Origin of the sequence: Streptomyces sp. NPDC050842 (genome assembly GCF_044456565.1) — a bacterium.
Lineage (GTDB): Bacteria > Actinomycetota > Actinomycetes > Streptomycetales > Streptomycetaceae > Streptomyces.
Genome location: NZ_JBITGA010000001.1, coordinates 300,669 through 315,376 on the forward strand (window position 1 = coordinate 300,669; position 14,708 = coordinate 315,376).

Genomic DNA, 14,708 nt, shown 5'->3' on the forward strand with positions numbered 1-14,708 from the left:
ATGGCACAGTCAGAACGCGCCAGCGCGCAAGAACCGAAGTCGGGACTGGACCAGCTGCTCGAAGAGCTGACGTCATTCCTGGGAGCCCAAGCCGAGCAGCTTGCCGATAAGGCGTCGGACAAGCTGGGGGAAGTGACCGATCAGCTCTCTGACGTGGCGGAAGGCAACGGGAAACTCTCTGACGTGGCCGGAATCGGGGGGCGGATGTTGCAGGGCGACTCGCCCGTGAAGGCAATGATGGGCCAGGGCCTCAGTGGCCTCAAGGACAAGGTGACCGGCGCCGCTTCCCAAATCTTCGGCAAGGGCAAGAAGGGCCGTAAGAGCGGCGGGAAGGTCATCAACATCGTCGAGTTCATCGACGTCGGCCTGCCGCTGCGCACCGTCTATGACCACTGGTCTCAGTACGAGGACTTCAGTGGCTTCGCCAAGGGCGTTCGCGACGTCTCACGCAACGATGACACCACCAGCGACTGGAAAATCAAGGTCGGGCCTTCGACGCGCGGCTGGAAGGCCACCGTTCAGGAGCAGATACCCGATGAGCGGATCGTATGGACTTCCGAAGGCGCGAAGGGAAGCACCCGCGGCTGCGTCAGCTTCCACGAGCTCGCTCAGTCGCTGACCCGCATCGTCGTGGTGGTGGAGTACTACCCCTCCGGATTCTTTGAGAAGACCGGCAACCTGTGGCGCGCTCAAGGCCGCCGCCTGCGCCTGGACCTCAAGCATTTCCTGCGGCATGTCTCACTCACCACCGACGAGCCGGAGGGCTGGCGCGGCGAGATCCGAGACGGCGAGGTGGTCGTCACCCACGAAGAGGCGCTGGAGGAAGAAGGGGAGTACGAGGAAGACGAAGACGCGGGCGAGGCGGAAGGGGAGTACGAAGACGACGAAGAGGGCGGCGAGTTCGAGGAAGGCGAAGAGCCTGAGGAGGAAGAGGCTGAGGAAGACGAAGAGGGACCCGACGGTAGTTACGCCAATGGCGAGGAGGAGTACGCAGAGGGAGATGTTCCTGAAGAGGACGACGAGGACGAAGCCGACGAAGCAACCCGTCCGCGCCGTCGACGGTAGTGGCGTGCGCGATCACGGGGGCCGGAGAGCGGGGGCCTGGGGGTTCTGCTGAGAGGGGCGACGTAACGTCGCCCCTCTCAGCAGAACCCCCAGGAATCCACCGGCTGGTGGTCGGTCAATGCTTCAGCGTGTCCTTGTCATTCCTCCTGTCCACGGGTGCGGGTGCCGTTCCCATCGGCTGACCGGTCGGCGGCACCTGAAGCACTGCCAGCCTCGCGAGTCTCGACGACGCCTCGAGAATGCTGTCGAGAGACGTCCGGTGGTTCGGCCGGGGGATACGGGGCACCCGAAGGTTCCAACCCGAGGGGAGTGACCGGTCATGACCACAGGAGAGTCGTCCACGACCGTGGCGAGAGGAGCGGTCCGTGCAAGGGGCGTACGGGCAGCTGCGCGGGCGGGTTTCGTGGCGCGCGGGGTGCTGTACCTCCTCGTCGGAGCCCTGGCGGTACGCATCGGTCTGACGGGCACGAGCGAGCAGGCCGACCGGGGCGGGGCCCTCGCGGAGGTCGTCTCGACGCCGTTCGGGTTCGTCCTGCTTTGGGCTCTCGGTGTCGGCCTCGCCGGCATGGCGTTGTGGCGGCTTTCGGAGGCGCTCTTCGGGGCCGCCGGGCCGAAGGGCGACCGCCCAGGGAAACGCGCTCTGTCCGGTGGCCGGTTCGCGTTCTACGCGGTCTCCTCATTCCTCGTCCTGTCCTTCGCGGCGGGGGACCGGGGCAGTGGCGCGGGCTCGACCGACAGGCAGAGCCATGACCTCACGAGCCGGCTGCTGTCACTGCCCGGAGGCCCGTGGTGGGTGGGGGTGGTGGCTGCTGGCTTCCTGGGCGCGGGGCTGTGGATCGCAGGCCGGGCCGTGCTGCGGCAGTACCGCGAGCATCTGGAGTGGCAGCGGATGCTCACGCTGGAGCGCGGCTTCATGGACGTGACGGGCACAGCGGGCGGCGTCGCGCGCGGGCTCGTGTTCGCCGCCGTCGGCTTCTTCGGCATGAAGGCATCGAGTCAGTCCGATCCGGGCGAGGCCAAGGGCGTGGACGACGCGATCCGCTCGTTGGCACAAGCCCCGGCGGGCCCGTGGCTTCTGGTCGCCGTGGCCGTCGGTCTCGTCCTCTTCGGGGCGTTCTCCTTCGGCCAGTCCAAGTGGCGAGAGCTCTGAGAGCCGGGCCGGGCCGCACGGCCGCCGATCCCGCGGGAGCCGCCCTCGGGTCTCAGGTGATCATGCGGTCCTGGGCGCGTCGGAGGCGTCTGCTCGCGCTGTCGTGGGGTGGGCGGCGATGAGAGGGATGCCGAGGCCGGCGCACAACCTCCGTGCCCGGGCGAGCGCGCTGAGCGAGGCCGGCGACGGGTCGGGACCGGCCAGCCGCATCCGCACGAGGCGGGGGCGATGGGCATGGACGAGCGCCTCGGTCTCCAGCACGGCCGCGGCCCGGTTGGTGACGTCGAGGTCGGACGGGAGCGCCATGTGCAGAACCCCGTGGACGAACGCATGGCTGATCAGCACGACGATCTCCTTCCGTGGGGGAGTCGAGCCCTACCCGGCGGGGTGCTCGGTCGCATGCGAGGCGGCGCGCGAGGCCACTGACCATTATGCGAAGCAACGTCGCTTTGTGCACGCCCCTGAGCTGGTGTTCTACCGAAAGTACCGCTACCTCTCCGACGTCCTGCCGACCGCCTGGCAGGCCGTCGCCTACGCCGAAGTTCCGCCTGGGGGCAGCGCGACGGTGCTGGGACTCTGACCCATCGGCGACATGGCCGCTCGCGTGGCCCTTCACAGGGGCGCGGGTGAGGTCCTCGGCGTGGACCTCGTCCCCGAACGGCTCTCTCGTGCTCAGGAGCACGGTGTCCACACGCTCGACCTCGCCGAGCTGGGCGACGGGCTCGGGGACCGGATACGGGACCTCACGCACGGCTGAGGCACGGATGCCGTTATCGACGCCGTCGGTATGGAGGCGCACGGCGCCCCCTCACCGAAGCCGCGCAGTGAGTCACGGGGCTGCTGCCCGACGCCCTCGGCAAGAGGCTGATGACCAAGGCCGGTGTGGACAGCATGGCCGTGTTCGACGCGGCGGTGGACGCGGTACGCCGCGGCGGCACCATCAGTCTGGTCGGCGTCTACGGCGGCGCCGTCGACCCCGTGCCGATGCGCAGCCTCTTCGACAAGCAGCTCCAGCTCCGGATGGGCCAGGCCAACGTCCGGCGTCGGGTGGACGACATCCTGCCGCCGCTCGACGACAGCGATCCGTGGGGAGTCGACGAGTTCGCAACCCGTGTCCTTCCGCTCGAGGAGGCGCCCCAGGCCTACGAGACGTTCCAGGCGAAGCGGGACGGCATGGTCAAGGTGGTGCTGACCCCCGGCTGATGACCCTTCCGCCGCAGCTCGGCTCCCGCATTTCGGCGGGCTTCTTGGTCGCGGCCCCGCCTGCCCCACAGGCGGCGGGCGGGGCAGACCGGCGTCACTCCTCGTGTCCGTTGACTCCGTTCGGGTCGATAGATCGCCGCATCGTGGATGGGCCGCCCCGCACGGGGCAGTCGCAGGGAGCAGCCGGTCCGCGCCGTCCCGCCCGCGATCGGTCCCGTCGATCATGGAGGTGTCTCGTGTCCGGTACGGCTCTGACCCTGGGCACACTGCCAGGCCGGCTGATCGCGCTGCCCGGCGTCTACCGGCCGCAGGCGGACACGCGTCTGCTCGCCCACGCCCTCGCCCAGGAGGACCTCGGGCCCGGGACCGAGGTGCTGGAGATCGGTACGGGCACCGGCGCACTCGCCCTCGACGCAGCTCGGCGACGGGCGCGGGTCACGGCGGTCGACATCTCATGGCCCGCCGTGGTCACCGCCCGCCTGAACGCTCTGCGCCAGAGGCTGCCTGTGCGCGTCGTTCACGGCGACTTCGCGGCGCACAGCCCGGGCCGCCGCTTCGACCTCGTCGTCTCGAATCCGCCCTATGTGCCGGCACCGGACGTCCTGCTGCCCTCGCGGGGGCCGGAACGGGCCTGGGACGCCGGACCGGACGGGCGAGGCGTCATCGATCGCATCTGCGAGAGCGCTCCGGCGCTGCTGCGGCCCGGTGGGGTCCTGCTCCTGGTGCATTCCCAGATGTGCGGGGCCCAGGAGACCGTCGACCGACTGATCGAGGCGGGGATGGCAGCGGACGTCACGGCCAGGGCCTCGGTGCCCTGGGGTCCCGTCCTGTGCTCGCGCCGGTCCTGGCTGGCGCGGGTGGGCCTGGCGGCCGAAGCCGAGGAACGGGAAGAGCTGGTGGTCATCCGTGCCTGCTGACTCCCGGCACACCCCCGGCGACTCCCAGAACACCTCCGGTCCGGCACGCGCGGAGGCGCCGGCAAACCGGGCGGCCAAGGACCCGAAGGGACCTGTCCTGGTCGAGGGGCCGGTCGAGATCGTCCTCGACGACGGAACGGTCGCCCGTTGCGAGCGCTTCATGGTCGCCCTCTGCACCTGCCGCCGCAGCCGCATCTACCCGTGGTGCGACACCAGTCACCGCCCCCGCGAGCGCGCCGTCCCGCCCTCCAAGGACAGGAACCCCTCATGACGCCCTCGCTGACGAGCACCACGGCCACCGCGGAGCCCCGCCTGGTCGAACCGCGCGGTACGTTGTCCGCCGCCGTCACCGAGGCCCTTCGGTCGAACGGCACTCCGGCGTACCGCCCGGGCGCCGTACTGACAGCCGACCCCTGGGGCGAGGACCTCCAGCTCGCGCTCTACCTCCTTTACGAGCTCCACTACCGCGGCTTCGACGGTGTGGACGACGACCGCGAATGGGACCCGGAACTCCTGCGGCTGCGTCAGGCCATGGAATCCCGCTTCCTGCACGCCTTGAGCACCCAGTTGTCCGACGCCCCCCGATCGGTCGCGGAGGCCTTCGCGCCGCTCCTCGTCGAACCACTGGACTCCGTCGCTGGTCTCAGCCGTTACCTGGAACGGAAGGGCGAGCTGTGGCAGTTGCGGGAGTACGCGGCTCTTCGCTCGCTCTACCACCTCAAGGAAGCCGACCCGCACGTCTGGGTGATCCCCCGGCTGCGGGGCAGGGCCAAGGCCGCGATGGCCGCCATCGAGTACGACGAGTTCGGTGCCGGCCACCCCGACCGGATTCACGCCCAGCTCTTCGCCGACCTCATGGTGGACCTCGGCCTCGACCCCGCGTACGGCCGCTACCTGGACCACGCTCCCGCGCCGCTGCTCGCCACCGTCAACCTGATGTCGCTCTTCGGGCTCCACCGGTCCCACCGAGGTTTCCTCGTCGGTCACTTCGCCTGCGTCGAGGTGACCTCCTCGCCCGGCTCCAGACGGCTCGCCAAGGCGATGCGGCGCTGCGGGGCAGGAACGGCCGCCGAGCATTTCTACGACGAGCACGTCGAGGCGGACGCCGTGCACGAGCAGGTCGTGCGCCGTGAGGTCGTCGGCGGACTGCTCGCGGACGAGCCGTCCCTGGAGGCGGACATCGCCTTCGGCTGCGCGGCCACCGTCCACCTGGAGGACCGCCTCGCGGAGCACATCGGCGCGGCCTGGGCCCAGGGACGCAGCGCGTTGCGCACGCCCTTGAGCGCACGGACCTGAGAGGCTGGCCGGATGCGTCACCACGATCTTGTCGTCATCGGTGCAGGATCCGGCAATGCCGTTGTCGACGATTCGCTCGCCGATCTGGACGTGGCCATCGTCGAGGAGCGCTGGTTCGGCGGCACCTGCCTCAACTCCGGGTGCATCCCGAGCAAGATGCTCGCGTACACCGCGCAGGTCGCCCGCACCGTCCGGGAGGCCGGGACGTACGACGTGGACGCCGAACTGCGAGCGGTGCGCTGGCGCCAGGTGCGCGACCGGGTCTTCGGGCGGGTGGACACCGAACGGGACAGCGGCCGCCAGGGGCGCGTGCAGCAGGACTCGGTCACCGTGTACGAGGGCAGAGCCCGGTTCATCGGACCCAGGAGCCTTCGGATCGAGCGTGAAGACCGGACCGTCGACGTCAGCGCCGGGAAGATCGTCGTCGCGGCGGGCAGCCGGCCCTCCATCCCCGGGCCTGTCGCGGAGGCGGGCCTGCCGTACGAGACGTCCGACACCATCATGCGGATCGATGCTCCGCCCCGGCGCCTGGCGATCCTCGGGGGCGGATACATCGCCGCGGAGCTGGCCGAGGTGTTCGCGGAGGCGGGATGCTCCGTCACCATCGTGGAGAAGGAGAAGCGCCTGCTCGGTCCCCAGGACGAGACCGTCGCGGAGCGGTTCACGGAACTGGTCCGCTCCCGCTACGACCTCAGGCTCGGCCGGGAGCTCACAGGAGTCGGCGGACGGCCGGGCGCGCTGCGGCTGAGCCTGGACGACGGATCGACGGTCGACGCGGACATGCTGCTCGTCGCCGTGGGCCGGGCCCCGAACAGCGACCGGCTGAACCTGGAAGCGGCCGGTATCGCCACCCACGACGACGGCCGGGTGTGCGTCGACCGACATCAGCGCACCACCGCGGACGGCGTCTTCGCCCTGGGGGACATCTCCTCACCGGTGCCCCTCAAGCACGTCGCCAACCGTGAGGCGAAGGTCGTCGCACACAACCTCCGTCATCCGGACGACCTCATCGCCGCCGACCACGACCTGGTACCCGCGGCGGTCTTCACCCAGCCCCAGATCGCCTCGGTCGGCGCCACCGAGCAGGACTGCCGCGACAGAGGCCTTGACTACGTCGTGGGCCTGGCCGGTTACGGCGACGTCGCCTACGGCTGGGCGATGGAGGACACCACCGGATTCTGCAAGGTGCTCGCGGAGCCCGGCACCGGGCGTCTTCTCGGCGCCCACCTGATGGGCGCCGAGGCTTCGACACTCATCCAGCCCCTCGTCCTGGCGGCGACGCTCGGAATCGACGCCACCACGCTCGTCGAATCCCCGTACTGGATCCATCCCGCGCTCACCGAGGTCGTGGAGAACGCCCTCCTCGACCTCGGTCTGTGAGGCCCGCCGTACCGGGATCGGTCCCCCGGTCGGCCGAGCGACGGGCAGCGCCGGTTGCCCGCCGACGGGGCCCACTGGACCATGCGGAACCACAGGAGGCGCTGTGACGGACCCGGATCCCTTCACCGACGAACTCGACGCCCCGATGTACGTGGTCACGGCCGCGTCCGGCGGAGAGCGGGCGGGCTGCCTGGTGGGCTTCGCCTCGCAGTGCTCCATCGACCCGCCGAGGTTCGCCGTGTGGCTGTCGGTCGCCAACCACACCTACCGCGTCGCGCGCGAGGCCGAGTACCTCACAGCGCACGTGCTCCACCGGGACGAGCGGGCGCCGGCGGAGCTCTTCGGAGAGGAGACGGGCGACCGGGTCGACAAGTTCGCAACGATCGGCTGGCGGCCGGGAGAAGGAGCGAGGGCCCACCGCCCGTGCTGCTCCGATACCGGGAGCTACGGGATCTCGATCCGGGGCACCCGGCCTGAGGCCACGGACCGTGCGGGGGCCGGTACCGCGTGATCCGCCCGGCCAGCGCGAGCCGCGCCCAGCCCCGCCCCGCAGGGAGCGGCCACACGTTTCAGGGGACCGAAGCGGAAAGCCGCCCAATATGGCGCGAATCGGATGCACGATGATGGCCGAGCAGGCCTGACCCCGGGAACTTGTCGACCACGTGGTGGCAGTGGAGCGGGCAGGATTCGACTTCTCCGTCATCTCCGACCACTCCTTCCCCTGGCTGGAGGCCCAGGGGCCGCGCCCTACCCGTGGAGCGTGCCGGGCGCCGCCGCGCAGGCGACCTCCCGGATCCCGCTCATGACGTACGTGACCTGCCCGACGTTCCGCTACCACCCCGCGGTGGTCGCCCAGTAGGCGGCCACGATGCAGCTCCTGCCCAAGGGGCGCTTCCGGCAGGGCCTGGGGTCGGGCGAGAACCTCAACGAGCACATCATCGGCGCGGGCTGGCCGCCGCCCACGTCCGCCTGGACATGCTCGAGGAAGGGAATCCGTGGGCGATCACGGTTCCCTGTTCGCCAGCGGTATCTGGGATCTCCCCGACGATCCATCCGCCCCCGATCGGGATCGCCGTCTCCGGAGACCGCTCCTGCGAGATCGCCGGCCGCTACGGCGAGCTGCTCATCGCCACCGAGCAGCGAGGGGAGGCTGAGCGAACGGGGTGTGGTGCTCTTGCCGGCGGGGCGGCTCTGGGACGCCGCGGCATTCCCGGAGACGCTGGGCCACGGTCTGCTGAACGCAGTCGCCCGCTGCGGCCGTTCGACGACCGGCCCGGTGCTCCGCAACAGCAGGCGCCAGGAACTCGTGCCGCTGATGACTCCGTACTGCTCCGTCGCCTGGTCTGGAGGCCGGCCACGATGTCTGTCGATGGAGAGGGAGGCCGCCTGAGGCTTCGGAGCCGATGGGCCGGGAGGCGTAGCGCCCGGCGCCCGGCGGTGTGGTGGCGGGTCGGTCTCGGCGTGACCCGCGTCGCTCATGGGCCGGGACGTCGTGGCACGGATGGCTCTGTCGGCTCCGGCGGGGGCACGGCTTTCCCCGGCGGGTTTCATCAGGGCTGGGGGTGCCATTCGGTGAGAAGAAGGGTGGCGTCGTCGTTCAGGCGTTGGTCCTGGTGCACGAGGATCTGCTGGATCAGGCGGCGCAGGGCTTCGGGTGCGGGGAGGCCGTCGGTCAGGGCACGGACGACGGCGTCGGCCAGGTGTTGTTCACCGAACAGCTCGCCGGCGGCGGAGCGTGCGTCGGTGACACCGTCGGTGAACAACAGCAGTCGGTCGCCGGGCTGCAGGTGGGCGCTGTGGACGTGCGGGGGTGGCACGTCGTAGCCGGTCAGCCCTAGTGGTGGATGGGGGGTGCGGTCGAGTGCGCCGGTCACGACCCGGCGGTCACGGATCAGCAGTGGGGGAGGGTGGCCGCAGTTGATCCAGTCCAGCCGGCCGGTGGTGGTGTCGAGGTTGGCGATGACGCAGGTCAGCAAGCGCCCCGGGATCCAGCGGTCCAAGGCGCGGTCGATCTCTACGGCGATGTCGTCGAGGCGGCCGCCCGAGCGCCGAGCGGAACGGCAGGCGGCCAGCGCCGTGGCGCTGCAGCCGCCGGACGCGAGGTCGTGACCCATGGCGTCCAGAAGCGTCAGGTGCAGCACTTCTCCGGCCAGGCTGTGGTCGTACGCGTCCCCGCCCACCTCGTACGCGGGTTCCAGGACGGCGCTGGAGGTCACCGCCGCGGTGCCGATGGTGCGCGGTGGCAGGAACGCCCACAGCAACTCGGCCTGCAGGCTCATCGGCCGGGTGCGCATGGTCCGGGCCAGGAGGTCACTGTACGTATGCATCGCCGCGAGGATCATGGCGACCAAGTCGGCGAGGGCCTCGCACCGGTGCAGCAGGGACGCATCGAGTTCCGGCGCGGTCACGCGCAACACTCCCAACCGGCCGATGCCGTCCACGACCGGGATCCATCCCGTCCGTTCGGAGTCGCCGGCGTCCGGCCGGCTCAGCTGCACGGTTTCGGTGCGGTAGGCGCGTCCGGCGAGCGAGTTGTCGACGGGCAGTGTCTCCAGGTCCGCGGTCCCGCCGTCGGCGGTGAACCTTCCCGCCTGCTCGGGAGCCAGGAGCGGGACCAGATCGCGCTGCTGCAGGTCGGCCACGTATGCGCGGGCACCGGACAGCCCCAGCCGCCGGCCGGCGTCCTGCACGAGGTCGGGGAGCGCACGAGGCGCGAGGCGGTGGGACGAGGCCAGCACGTCGGCCAGGACCGAGCCCAGAGTGTCGTTCTCCACCGGTACCAGCCTGCCTTTCGCCGCCGGTCACCGGCGGCCCCAGGTGACCCTCTCATCATGCGCCGGAACAGGGCTGAAAGCGGCGGACGCCGCGCGTGGCGACGCCCCGCGCCGTATGCCGCGCGGGGCGTCGTTCCACCGGCCCGCCGGGCCGGGTGAGCGGCCGTCAGCGGTGGCCGCGGAGGTTGGCGAGGACGCGGTGCACCTGGGTGCGCCTGCGGGGGTGGGTCCGGGCCGGGGCAGTACGGATCGACGCGCTGAAGGTCGCCCGTCACGGCAGGGCCAACAACTTCTCGAACGTCCTCCTCGACTGCGGCCGCTACCTGATCTCCACGAACGGAAAGGTCCACGGCCACCCCCGACGGACATCAATGGTCGGAGCCTGAAACGCGGCGGAGCGACGAAGGGCCGGCGCGTCCGCCGCGACGGCGGGGAGAACCGCGACGGGCCGGCCCGTCGTACCACCCGGAGGACGCGTGCAGCACCAGCTCGTTGTCATTCCCCGCCCACGCGGAGTCGTTGACGACCCGACATGCCTGGGGCCCTGATGGCTCTCTGGCTCCGCGGCGGCACCCGAATGTGGAGAAAGTGAGGAATCCGCGCGTGCAGTGTGAGAGGTTCGAGGTGCCCTGCTTCATTTCCGTCGGGAATTTCCTCATGAGCCTGTGGCGAACGGCTCGTCGTATCGCTCGAACTCGTCGGTAACTCATCACGGAGCCCGAGTTTCTCGCCCGCGCACCGTGTTGACCTGCCCAAATGCCGCGGGGCCGTGGCGGCTTAAGGGTCTGGTCACGCGTGCTTGCGAGCGGGGTATGGTCGAGTCCGTTCGCACGTTCGAGTGCTGTCGCGTATCAAGTGCGGCGCGTGTCATTGGCTTTGAAAGCTGGGATGAAACGCCGGGAATTCCGATACGGAGAGGAAGGATGGGGGCGCACTCGGACCCCACGTACGCAGTCGACCGAAAGATGCTCGAGGCGAGGCAAACCGATGGATGCTCCGACCCCTACGTCCGCCGGTGGCGATAGGTCCGGCGACAGTTCCGGCGGCGGCAGTCGGAGCGCCGGCTGGTTCGGAACAGACCCGCAGCATCACCGGAACGGACAGCGCGGCGGCGAGCGCGATGGTCAGCAGGACGGGCACCGGGACGCCGTGGGCCGCATGTCCGGCAGACCCTTCACCCAGATACGCCCCGTGGGCAGCGGCGTCGACCGGAGCCGCACGGCACCCGATTCACCCGCCCAGGTTCCGGCTCAGCGGCAGGGCCCGCCCCAGGCCGCCACCCCGACTCCGGCCCCGGCTCCACCTCCGTCCCCGGCCCCGGAGGACACGTCCGACGTAGGCCTCCTGCGGCGCACCATGGCCGAGATCGAGCCGATCGCCGACAAGGTCACCTCGCACTTCTACGCCCTGCTCTTCCTCCGCCACCCCGACCTGCGGGCACTCTTCCCCGCTGCCATGGACACCCAGCGCGACCGCCTCTTCAAGGCGCTGCTCACTGCCGCGACCCACGCGGACGACACCGCCACCCTGGCCGCGTACCTGTCCCACCTAGGCCGCGGACACCGGAAGTACGGCACCCTTCCCGAGCACTATCCCGCCGTCGGCGAATGCCTCATCGGCGCCCTCTCCCGCTACGCCCCGCGGAGCTGGGGGCCCAGGGCCGAGTCCGCCTGGGTGGCCGCCTACACCACGATCTCCCAGATCATGATCGACGCGGCGGCCGAGGACGCGCTGCGTGCCCCCGCCTCGTGGCAGGCGGAGGTGGTCGCCCATGACATGCGTACGCCCGACATCGCCGTCGTGACGGTCCGGCCAGACCAGCCGTACCCCTTCCTCGCCGGGCAGTACACCGCCCTGGAGACCCCCTGGTGGCCGCGCGTCTGGCGGCACTACTCCTTCGCCGGCGCACCCCGCTCCGACGGCCTGCTCTCCTTCCACGTGAAGGCCGTGCCGGCGGGTTGGGTCTCCAACGCCCTCGTGCACCGCGCCCGCCCGGGGCACGTCATCCGGCTCGGTCCCCCCGCCGGATCCATGACCGTGGACCACAGCACCGACAACGGGCTCCTGTGCCTCGGCGGCGGCACCGGCATCGCGCCCATCAAGGCCCTGGTCGAGGACGTGGCCCAGCACGGCCGCCACCGCTCCGTCCAGGTGTTCTACGGAGCCCGCCGGGACCACGACCTGTACGACATCGAGACCATGCTCCGGATGCAGCAGTCGCACCCCTGGCTCTCCGTCCGTCCGGTCGTCGACGACGGTCCAGGCGGCGGCCTGGGCGCCCGGCTCCCGGAAGCCGTGTACGAGTACGGCCCGTGGCACACCTACGACGCGTACCTGTCGGGACCGCCCGGCATGATTCGCCGCGGCGTCGACACCCTGGTGGACATCGGCATACCCGCCCACCGCATACGGCACGACTCCATCGAGGAACTGGTCGGGGCAAGGAATTGAGCACATTCGAACGCGAACAGGCCGTGCTCCGGCAGGCGCCGCCGGTACGCACCACTCGCCCGGGGAGCGACGGCGAACATCGGGTCCAGCAGCGCATGGGCACCACCGAACGCGCCGACAGGTTCTACGCCGACCAGGTCCTCGACCGTCTCAACACCCGGATGCGGGAGTTCGCGGCACGGCAGGAGATGTTCTTCCTGGCGACCGCCGACCGGCACGGCGAATGCGACAACACCTTCCGGGCCGGGCCGCCCGGATTTCTCCACGTCCTGGACGACCGGACCCTCGCCTACCCCGAGTACCGGGGCAACGGCGTTCAGGCCAGCCTCGGCAACATCGAGGAGAACCCCCACGTCGGCATCCTGATGATGGACTTCCTCCAGGACCGCATCGGACTCCACGTCAACGGCACGGCGCGGATCGTCGCCGACGACGAGATGCGCCGTACGCACTTCGGTCTCGCGTACGACCCCGTACCGGGCCGCCGTGCCCAGGTCTGGGTGGAGGTCGCCGTCGAGGAGGCGTACATCCACTGCGCCAAGCACATTCCCCACCTGCGGAAGGTGCCCCCACGCGACGCCGGCCGCGCGTGGGGGACGGACGACTTCAAGCGCAAGGGTGGCGACTTCTTCGGAGCCGCCGCCGAAGCGGCCGAGCGTGGCCCCTTCCTGCCCCCGCCCCGCGCGGACGCGGCCAGCTGGCGAGCGGAGGCCGAAAGGGTGCTGGAACGGGCCGAGCGGTGTGCGGCCGAGGCGAAGGAACAGACGTTCAGTGGCTGGTTCAGCAGAAGCGTCTCCGTCTGACCGGGCCCCTGCCGATCCTCCGTCGCGCGTACTCGTCGATGGCACGCCGCACAAGTTGAACGGCTCGAAGCCTGGCGACCAGCCGTTGCGTCCGCCACGTCGCCCACCGCCCGCCGCACGTCGCCGGTCGAGCTGCTGATCGCGGAGGAGCACGAGGAATTGCCTGGGCGTCGCCGTGCCGCACACCAAGACCCCGATTCCGGCAGACCCGGAATCGGGGTCGGGACCTTCGCGTCGGAGGCCGGTCGGGCGCCTACCCCAACGGGCCGGGCCCGGTGCCGAGCCCCAGGCGTCGTGCGTCCCGCTCCGGGCGGATGGCCGTGAGGGCGAAGGCGCCGGCAGTGAGCATCACGGCGCCGGCGACGAGGAAGGCGGTGGTGTAGCCGGCGGCCGGGGTGTCGGCCGCGTCGATGAGGTGGCCGGTCAGGAACGGTGCCACGAGGCCGGGCAGGGTGCCGATACCCGCGACGATGCCGAAGACGGCGCCGCGCTGGGCAGGAGGGACGACCTCAGCTGTCGTCATGTAGTGGAGGGGAATGGCGATCGCGATGCCGCCGAAGGCCAGCGCGATCAGCACGAGCCGCGGACCGGACGCGTCGACGAACGGGAACGCCGCCATCGCGCACCCCGCCACGCACACGGCGATGCTCTGCGCGGCTCCGCTGGACCAACGGCTGCTCACGCCACGGGATTTCAGCGCGTCCACGAACGGGGAGACCGCCAGCAGCAGTACCAGGCCGAAGCCGGACATGACACTGATGGCGGTCGCGGAAGCCGTCGCCGACATGTCCATCTGCGTCCTGAAGTAGGCGGGCAGCCAGGCGTGGCTGAGGGACAGTGCCCACGCCGCTCCGAAGGCACTGGCGATGCCGCCCAGTACGGTGCCGGTCAGCAGGATCCTGCGGTACGGGAGCCTCGGCCCGCTGGATCCGGTGGCCGTGTGCTTGTTGTCGTACGGGCCGTCGTGGCCCACGCGCCACCACACCAACGCCCAGGCCGCGCTGACGGCGGCGAGGACGGCGTAGGCCGAGCGCCAGCCGAAGCCGTCGATCAGCCAGGTGACCACGGGTGCCGCGATGAGCGTGCCCAGGGCCGCGCCGCCGATCTGGAGGGCCGAGGGCAGGGCGCGGCGCTCCGGCGGGAACCACTTGTACAGGGCGTGCATGGACATCGAGGCCGCCGGTCCCTCGGCAGCGCCGAGCAGGATGCGGCCGGCCATCAGGGTCGGGACCGTTGCCACCACCAGGACCGGGAGCTGGGCCACGGCCCACACCACGGTCATGACGAAGAGCAGGACCCGGCTGGAGATGCGGGTGGAGAGAAATCCGACGAGGAGTCCGGAGACGCTGAAGAGGAAGTAGAAGGAGCTGGAGATCAGGCCGTAGGTGCTGTTGCTGAGGTCGAGTTCCTCCATGATCGGAACGGCGGCGAGGCCGAGGACCGACTTGTCGGCGAAGTTGATGACCATGAAGGCCACGATCATCGCCATGATCAGCCAGGCTCTGCGGGGGTCGGGTGCCGGGGCGGCGAAGTGCCGGGGCGGCGCGGCGGCGGTACGGGGTGCCATGGGGCGACTCCTGCGGATGCGGGTGGAGCAGGGGTGTCGTACAGGTGGGCGGTCGTCCCCCGAGGCCGCGGGGCCCGCTCGCCGAGGCGGGGGCCCGCGGCA

Annotated in this window: 13 protein-coding genes and 2 pseudogenes; 12 read left to right on the top strand and 3 right to left on the bottom strand. The window is 70.6% G+C overall.

The window, feature by feature from the left end; all coding sequences use genetic code 11:
* Nucleotides 1-1,065 carry an SRPBCC family protein gene (locus ACIBG6_RS01430; RefSeq protein WP_399220422.1) on the top strand — a complete coding sequence of 355 codons (1,065 nt, stop codon included), beginning with the start codon at nt 1-3 and terminating at the stop codon, nt 1,063-1,065.
* Between the two features lie 319 nt (nt 1,066-1,384).
* Nucleotides 1,385-2,215 (top strand): DUF1206 domain-containing protein, encoded by an 831-nt coding sequence (locus ACIBG6_RS01435; RefSeq protein ID WP_399220424.1) that lies wholly within the window; start codon nt 1,385-1,387, stop codon nt 2,213-2,215.
* A 60-nt stretch (nt 2,216-2,275) separates the two neighbouring features.
* Here the strand turns inward: ACIBG6_RS01435 and ACIBG6_RS01440 are convergent, their stop codons facing one another.
* Nucleotides 2,276-2,560, bottom strand: coding sequence for a hypothetical protein (locus tag ACIBG6_RS01440; protein ID WP_399220425.1), 285 nt, complete (start codon nt 2,558-2,560; stop codon nt 2,276-2,278).
* Nucleotides 2,561-2,696: 136 nt separating this feature from the next.
* On the opposite strand from ACIBG6_RS01440, the pseudogene ACIBG6_RS01445 reads away from it, so the two are divergent.
* The 7 genes and pseudogenes from ACIBG6_RS01445 to ACIBG6_RS01475 form a co-directional block, all read left to right on the top strand.
* Nucleotides 2,697-3,418, top strand: a pseudogene (locus tag ACIBG6_RS01445) (zinc-binding dehydrogenase); the annotation flags it as partial.
* A 236-nt stretch (nt 3,419-3,654) separates the two neighbouring features.
* Nucleotides 3,655-4,335, top strand: coding sequence for a HemK2/MTQ2 family protein methyltransferase (locus tag ACIBG6_RS01450; RefSeq protein WP_399220426.1), 681 nt, complete (start codon nt 3,655-3,657; stop codon nt 4,333-4,335).
* On the top strand, nt 4,325-4,606 hold the full coding sequence (locus ACIBG6_RS01455; protein ID WP_399220427.1) for a CDGSH iron-sulfur domain-containing protein: 282 nt from the start codon (nt 4,325-4,327) through the stop codon (nt 4,604-4,606). The genes ACIBG6_RS01450 and ACIBG6_RS01455 overlap by 11 nt, the downstream gene beginning before the upstream one ends.
* Nucleotides 4,603-5,631, top strand: coding sequence for an iron-containing redox enzyme family protein (locus ACIBG6_RS01460; protein ID WP_399220428.1), 1,029 nt, complete (start codon nt 4,603-4,605; stop codon nt 5,629-5,631). Before ACIBG6_RS01455 ends, ACIBG6_RS01460 begins: the two co-directional genes overlap by 4 nt.
* 12 nt (nt 5,632-5,643) lie before the next feature.
* Nucleotides 5,644-7,011: a mycothione reductase gene (locus tag ACIBG6_RS01465; RefSeq protein ID WP_399220430.1), complete on the top strand. Its 1,368-nt coding sequence runs from the start codon at nt 5,644-5,646 to the stop codon at nt 7,009-7,011.
* 103 nt (nt 7,012-7,114) lie between these two features.
* Nucleotides 7,115-7,522 carry a flavin reductase family protein gene (locus ACIBG6_RS01470; RefSeq protein ID WP_399220431.1) on the top strand — a complete coding sequence of 136 codons (408 nt, stop codon included), beginning with the start codon at nt 7,115-7,117 and terminating at the stop codon, nt 7,520-7,522.
* 151 nt (nt 7,523-7,673) lie between these two features.
* Nucleotides 7,674-8,160 (top strand): annotated as a pseudogene (locus ACIBG6_RS01475) (LLM class flavin-dependent oxidoreductase); the annotation flags it as partial.
* 401 nt (nt 8,161-8,561) lie between these two features.
* Here ACIBG6_RS01475 and ACIBG6_RS01480 read toward each other — a convergent pair.
* Complete coding sequence (locus tag ACIBG6_RS01480; protein ID WP_399220432.1) at nt 8,562-9,785, bottom strand: PP2C family protein-serine/threonine phosphatase; 1,224 nt, start codon at nt 9,783-9,785, stop codon at nt 8,562-8,564.
* Between the two features lie 209 nt (nt 9,786-9,994).
* On the opposite strand from ACIBG6_RS01480, the gene ACIBG6_RS01485 reads away from it, so the two are divergent.
* The 3 genes from ACIBG6_RS01485 to ACIBG6_RS01495 all read left to right on the top strand — a co-directional run bounded on the left by ACIBG6_RS01485 (nt 9,995) and on the right by ACIBG6_RS01495 (nt 13,039).
* Complete coding sequence (locus ACIBG6_RS01485; RefSeq protein WP_399220433.1) at nt 9,995-10,171, top strand: hypothetical protein; 177 nt, start codon at nt 9,995-9,997, stop codon at nt 10,169-10,171.
* A 601-nt stretch (nt 10,172-10,772) separates the two neighbouring features.
* Entirely contained in the window at nt 10,773-12,236 is a 1,464-nt protein-coding gene (locus ACIBG6_RS01490; protein WP_399220434.1) for a globin domain-containing protein, read from the top strand.
* A gap of 95 nt (nt 12,237-12,331) precedes the next feature.
* On the top strand, nt 12,332-13,039 hold the full coding sequence (locus tag ACIBG6_RS01495) for a pyridoxamine 5'-phosphate oxidase family protein (RefSeq protein ID WP_399221154.1): 708 nt from the start codon (nt 12,332-12,334) through the stop codon (nt 13,037-13,039).
* A 253-nt stretch (nt 13,040-13,292) separates the two neighbouring features.
* Here the strand turns inward: ACIBG6_RS01495 and ACIBG6_RS01500 are convergent, their stop codons facing one another.
* The gene (locus tag ACIBG6_RS01500) at nt 13,293-14,606 is read right to left on the bottom strand and encodes an MFS transporter (RefSeq protein WP_399220435.1); all 1,314 of its coding nucleotides are present in this window, start codon (nt 14,604-14,606) and stop codon (nt 13,293-13,295) included.
* Between the last annotated feature and the right edge of the window lie 102 nt (nt 14,607-14,708).

Excerpts from the sequence above, each read along its gene's own strand:
- ACIBG6_RS01435 (WP_399220424.1), top strand. The coding sequence starts at position 1,385 with ATGACCACAGGAGAGTCGTCCACGACCGTGGCGAGAGGAGCGGTCCGT.
- ACIBG6_RS01465 (WP_399220430.1), top strand. The coding sequence starts at position 5,644 with ATGCGTCACCACGATCTTGTCGTCATCGGTGCAGGATCCGGCAATGCC.
- ACIBG6_RS01490 (WP_399220434.1), top strand. The coding sequence starts at position 10,773 with ATGGATGCTCCGACCCCTACGTCCGCCGGTGGCGATAGGTCCGGCGAC.
- ACIBG6_RS01430 (WP_399220422.1), top strand. The coding sequence starts at position 1 with ATGGCACAGTCAGAACGCGCCAGCGCGCAAGAACCGAAGTCGGGACTG.
- ACIBG6_RS01495 (WP_399221154.1), top strand. The coding sequence starts at position 12,332 with ATGGGCACCACCGAACGCGCCGACAGGTTCTACGCCGACCAGGTCCTC.
- ACIBG6_RS01460 (WP_399220428.1), top strand. The coding sequence starts at position 4,603 with ATGACGCCCTCGCTGACGAGCACCACGGCCACCGCGGAGCCCCGCCTG.
- ACIBG6_RS01500 (WP_399220435.1), bottom strand. The coding sequence starts at position 14,606 with ATGGCACCCCGTACCGCCGCCGCGCCGCCCCGGCACTTCGCCGCCCCG.